At 63.2% G+C, this 5,439-nt stretch carries 4 protein-coding genes and 1 pseudogene; 2 read left to right on the top strand and 3 right to left on the bottom strand.

Going from position 1 to position 5,439, the window contains the following annotated elements; genetic code table 11:
- Together EOA38_RS26790 and EOA38_RS26795 are read right to left on the bottom strand one after the other, a co-directional pair.
- A pseudogene (locus EOA38_RS26790) lies at positions 1 to 777 on the bottom strand (DUF4350 domain-containing protein); the annotation flags it as partial.
- Entirely contained in the window at positions 774 to 1,400 is a 627-nt protein-coding gene (locus tag EOA38_RS26795; RefSeq protein WP_245480924.1) for a DUF4129 domain-containing protein, read from the bottom strand. The gene EOA38_RS26795 and the pseudogene EOA38_RS26790, both read right to left, overlap by 4 nt.
- Before the next feature lie 149 nt (positions 1,401 to 1,549).
- Between EOA38_RS26795 and EOA38_RS26800 the strand changes: the two genes are divergently transcribed.
- Together EOA38_RS26800 and EOA38_RS26805 are read left to right on the top strand one after the other, a co-directional pair.
- Positions 1,550 to 2,338: a hypothetical protein gene (locus EOA38_RS26800; protein WP_127300651.1), complete on the top strand. Its 789-nt coding sequence runs from the start codon at positions 1,550 to 1,552 to the stop codon at positions 2,336 to 2,338.
- Between the two features lie 18 nt (positions 2,339 to 2,356).
- Entirely contained in the window at positions 2,357 to 3,214 is an 858-nt protein-coding gene (locus tag EOA38_RS26805) for a hypothetical protein (protein WP_127300652.1), read from the top strand.
- Positions 3,215 to 3,466: 252 nt separating this feature from the next.
- Here the strand turns inward: EOA38_RS26805 and EOA38_RS26810 are convergent, their stop codons facing one another.
- On the bottom strand, positions 3,467 to 5,107 hold the full coding sequence (locus EOA38_RS26810; RefSeq protein WP_127300653.1) for an ABC transporter substrate-binding protein: 1,641 nt from the start codon (positions 5,105 to 5,107) through the stop codon (positions 3,467 to 3,469).
- Between the last annotated feature and the right edge of the window lie 332 nt (positions 5,108 to 5,439).

Here is a 5,439-nt window from a genome sequence, read left to right on the forward strand (position 1 = left end):
GTTCTGGCCGATGCCGTGCAGCGTCAGGTCGAACATGACGGCGCCCTTGGCGGGTTCCAGCATGGCGATCATGTCGAGCGCGGCCGCGGCCTTTTGCGGATCCTTCAGCGCCGCGTTGTTGATGAGGTCGGGATCGGTCAGGATGTAGAACGGCTCGTTGTCGAGTTCGGCGAGAACGGCCTTGCCGTCGCCGGCAGCGATCAGCGGATGATTGTCGGCCGCCCATTGCAGGTCCTCGGGCACGGCGATCTGGCGCCCTTCGACATCGATCTGATCGACCGTCACCTTGCCTTCGCCGAGCTTCGCTTTGGCGAGGCGTCCGAGCCAGTCGTTGACGACGGTGCTCGGCAACCGATCGACCTTCGTCTCCCAGCCTTCATGGTCCAGCGACGGCATGGTCTGCCATTTAGGCAGCACGAACAGCGTGTCCTTGCCCGAGCGCAGCTTGATGATGCGCTGAAGCGCCGCCGCGTCGCTCTCCGGCGCGATGGTGACGATGAGCAGGAAGGTGGACGCCAGAGGGGATTCCAGATCCTTCTCGCCGCGCGCCATGGGCGGTGCTTGTCCGTTGGTGAGCTTCAGCCATTCGACAAGCCCGGCATAGCCGGTGCCGCCTTTGGAGAGCGGCGTGGCGCCGCCTTCGGGCTGGCGGAAATCCGGAGCATAGGTCGAGAGCAGGAAGAAGCCGGCAGCCGCCAGCAGGCTGGCGAAGATACCCCAGAACAGCGTCCTGCGGCTGAACGGCGCCTCGGCTGCCTCGGTCGCCTCAGTACTCATGCCCAGGCATCCCGGAAGGCGAAGCGCTCGTAGGCGCCGCGCGCCTGCCGCCACCCCTCGGCGCCGACCGGACGGCGGGCAAACAGCGCCGCCTCGACGATGCGCGCGATCTCGCTGAAGGCGGTGCGGGGGCGGCTCGGGATCGAACTCGCCGCGGCGATGTCGCGCGCGGTCAGCGACGGGCGCAGGAAGTCGGGCAGGCGGGTGGCGATGTCGGCGACGCTGCGGCGCAAAAGAAGATGCACCGCCTCGTCATAGTCGCCGCGCGCCGCGAGCGCATCGGCCTCGGAGAGCAGGATTTGCGCAGCCCCGGCATCCGGGCGCCATTCCTCTTTCACCTCATCCTCCTTGCGGGCGCGCCGCCATGGCAGCCGCCAGGCGACACCGTTCGCCTCGAGGACGAGCAGGAAAGCAATGATCGCGACGCCGGTGATCACCGCGCCCCAGAACAGATAGATCATGTAGGGGCCGAGCTTCGCCAGGGCTTCCAGCAAAGGCTTCAGCCATTCCGGCGGTTCCGGCCGCACCAGCGTCGGCAGGTCGAACTGGATCGAATCATCCGCCAGCAACTGCTTATGCATCCTGGCCAGCCATTCGGCGTCGGCCGTGCCCGGTTCTGTCACCCGCGCGTTCCCCCTGCAACCTGCGGTTCGGCTCCGACACTGGCAATATGCCTAGACAATTGCAAGTGCACTGGACGCGGCCGATCAATCTTGGCAAATTTACTTTGAAGTTGCCGAATTGATGCGGCGGCGACTCGGGGGAAACTATCATGACCACTGCGACATTGGGACGACCCGGCAGATTCGAGATCGGCAGGGTGTTCAACACCACTTTTGGTGTGATCACGCGCAACATCGGACTTTGCGTGGGGTTGGCGTTCATTTTTTCGGGCGTGCCGGCATTCCTGTTCCAGCTTTGGAACGAAACGCACGTGGCCAATCTGGCTGCCGGCGATCCTTCCAATCTCGCACTGAACAATCCGGAGCTGGCGATCCGTGACTCGCTCCTCACCGTCGTTTTTGCGCTTGTCTATTTCCTGCTGTCGCTGATGCTGCAGTCGGCCCTGGTCAGGGCAACGATCGAGGATCTGAACGGCAAGAAACCGGATTTTGGGGACAGCGTGCAGATCGCCCTTCAATGCCTTCTGCCGACGATCGGCATTGGCATTCTGGTCGCGCTCGGCGCGGGCCTTGCCTCCCTGTTGCTGCTGGTTCCAGGCATCATCTTGTGGCTCGGCTGGTCGGTCTCGGTGCCGGTCCTGGTGCAGGAGCGTCTCGGCGTGTTCGGGTCCATGTCGCGCAGCCGCGTGCTGATCAAAGGCAACCGCTGGTCGCTCTTCGGCCTGTTCGTGATCCTTGGGATCCTGGCCATGGTTATCCAGGCTGTGCTTGGCACCGTCGTCTATATCTTTGGCGGCATCATTGGCTCCGTGCTCGGCGCCGCGGTTTCGGCCGTGATGGCAACGATCATGTCGACGGCCACCGCTGTCAGCTATGTCGAGCTGCGCCAGGCCAAGGAAGGCACCAGCGTGGAAGAGCTGGCGGAAATCTTCTCCTAGCGGACGGAAGTTGTGCCGTTGGGAGCGCAGGGGCCAAGTGAAAAATTCCGGCTGGGGAGGGTAATCGGCAATGCCGCCGCCTTCCTGCGGCGGAATGCGATCTTCTCGATCGCAGCAGGCACGCTCTTCTTCGCCTTGCCGCTGGCGCTGATCAATCTATCGACCAGATACTGGCCCACGCTGGCGTTTCATTTGGGTGCGATTGGCAGCGGCCCCTGGCCAATGTCGGTCAACTTGGGTTTCAGCATGGCGTCGGGGTTGATCGGTGCGGTGCCGAACCTTGTCGGCCAGGCGGTTTTGTCGAAGGCCGTGGCTGGCGAAATCAATGGCAATCGTCCATCGGTTGCAAGCTGCGTTCAGACCGCGCTCCAGCACATTTTTCCGGTGCTGGGCATAGGTTACACGATTTACCTCGTTGTTTTTGTCGCACGATCCGGGTCGGCTGCGGTTGAACTATCCTATTCGCCTCAAGCGGGAGGCCTGGTGTTTCTGCTGTTGATCGTGCCGTGTATTGTGTGGGGAGTGGCAATTTCGGTTGCGGTTCCTGTTTCCGTGGAGGAGGGGCTAGGCACGGTCGCTTCGATGTCGCGCAGCCGCGACCTGACGAAAGGGTACCGCTGGTGGATTTTCGGCTTGATCTCGGTTGTCGTCATTGGGCTGCTACTAGGCCTGCGGCTGGCCACTGAGTTAGGACTTACCTTTGTATCGCTGCAAAGCCTTTCGCCGCTGGCGATAGTCCTGCTCACATTCCAGGGGGCGATGGTGTCGGCGATCATCTGGACGGTGCTTTCGATCATTCTCGCAACGACCTATGCCGAACTGCGGCAGGTCAAGGAAGGCCCTGGCGCCGACGAACTGGCGGAGATTTTCTCGTAGCCGATAAGGGCTGCACCCGGTCAAGTCGTCGCAGCAGTCGGTCACAACAGGCTTGTCCGGCACAGCATGACGAGGTGATCGACATGTCTGTCTTGGCGACCGCCGCGGCGAGTTTCGCTTGCAAGTCAGGCAGTTCCGAGCCGGCTGGAAGCCGGTCAGGCGCAATCTGTGCTGAAATGCGGCTGCTTGGCAAATTAGCAAACGGCCGGCGCGGCTTTGAACGTCGCGCCGGCTAGCTCAGTCCTGGGAGGATCAGCTTTCCAGCCAGACCTTCTCGAAATGCTGCTCGAGCGCCTGGTGCTGCTCGCAGCCATGCACACCCTTGCGGTAGGTGCGGTAGACCGAGCGCCAGTAGGGTTGGATGATGATGCCGGAGTCTCGCAAATTCTGCTCGATCTTGGCCATGATCTCCTTGCGCTGGGCGGCGTCGGGCGTCGCCAGCGCCTTGTCGAGAAGCTCGTCGAACTCCTTGTTCGAATAGGCGCTTTCGTTCCAGGCGGCGCCCGATTTGTAGGCGAGCGCCAGCACCTGGACGCCGAGCGGACGGCCGAGCCATTCGGTGCAGGAATAGGGGAACTTGCTCCAGTCGTTCCAGAAGGTCGCGGCCGGCAGCACGGTGCGCTTGATCTTCAGGCCCGCCTCGCGGATCTGCGCCGCGATCACATCGGCGGTGCTCTTCTGCCACTCGACGTCGACCGAGATCAGCTCATATTCGTGGTCGGCCTTGCCGGCTTCGGCGAGCAGCTTCTTGGCCGCCTCGACATCGCGCTTGGCCGGGCCGATATCGGCGAATTCAGGATGCATCGGGCCGACATGGTGGTTGTCGGCGGGCTTGCCCCTGCCGTCGAGGCCGAGCTTCAGCACCGCCGCATTGTCGACCGCGAGCTGGGCGGCGCGGCGCACCTTGACGTCGTCATAGGGCGCGTTGCCGACGTTGAAACGCGCGACGATGGTCGAGCCGGTGGCGATCTCGGAATTCTGCAGCCCCATCTGGTTAGTCTGCGACACCGCGTCCGAGGCGGTCTCGTGATCGGTGTCGATCTCGCCGGATTCGAAGGCCGACAGCATGGCGTTGGGATCGGAGCCGTAGTCGACCCATTTGATGCCGTCGAGATAGAAATCACCCTTCCACCAGGGCTTGTCCTTGCGCTTCACCTCGGCGCCGGTCTCGGCATCCCAGCTGAGCAGCTCGCAGGGGCCGGTGGTAATGGCCAAAGCCTTCTTCGGGTCGGCGTCGCCGTCATAGGAGCGATGCATGATCAGCGCCGGATAGTCGGCCATGCCGGCGACCAGCGAGATGTCGGGCTTGGGCAGGTTGAGCTTGACGGTATAGTCGTCGACCTTCTGGATACCGCCGTCGACCGGCTTCTTGGTGTCCGCGTTGACCAGCGCGCCCATGCGCGCGGCGACCGAATTGCCGGCGACCGAGGCATCGCACCAGCGGTTGAGGTTGTGGATCACGTCGTCGGCGTTGAACGCGTCGCCGTTCGACCAGGTGATGCCCTTGCGCACGTGAAGCGTGATCGTCTTGGCGTCGTCGCTGGTCTCCCAGCTTTCGAGCAGCCACGGCTCGAAGGTGAAGTCGGTTTTCCAGCGCACCAGATATTCGTTGCAGTGGCGCGCGACATTCGACATTTCGACGCCGTCGAAGGTGCGCGGATCCTTGAAGCCCTTGACGTTCATGGCGACGCGGAGCACGCCGCCCTTTTTAGGCTCCTCGGCGCGGGCAGGCGAGGGGGTAAGCCCGCCGAGCGCCAGGGCACCGGCGGCGCTGACGCCCAAGCCGGCCATAAGCGCCAGATATTCGCGCCGGCTGATCGCGCCTTTCCTGAAATCGTCGGCGGTCGGCTTGGCCCGCGGGTGCAGTTTTCTGTCGGTCAGCATGAATTTCATCATCGTTCCCTCTGTTGTTGGTGCAAGTCGCCCGCGCAGCGGTTTTGGGGCAACGACATGCACGAAAACCCAGCGGACGCCCCGAGTTCGCTGAGCGCGGGCGCGGATGCGACCGCCGGAGAGCCGTTGCCTGCCCAGCGATGATAGGTCTGCTTTCCGCGGCGAAATGTTTGGTTTTCCGCAGTTCTTGTGCGCTGTTCCGCAGGTGATCTCCCCCCTTGAGGGGGAGATGTCGCCGAAGGCGACAGAGGGGGTCGCCGCGCGTGAAGCGCCGGCCCCTTTCGCTATGAGAGAGAACGTCGGCAATTTATGCGGGACGACCCCCTCTGGCC

It is taken from the genome of Mesorhizobium sp. M1E.F.Ca.ET.041.01.1.1 (assembly GCF_003997355.1).
Classification (GTDB): Bacteria; Pseudomonadota; Alphaproteobacteria; order Rhizobiales; family Rhizobiaceae; genus Mesorhizobium.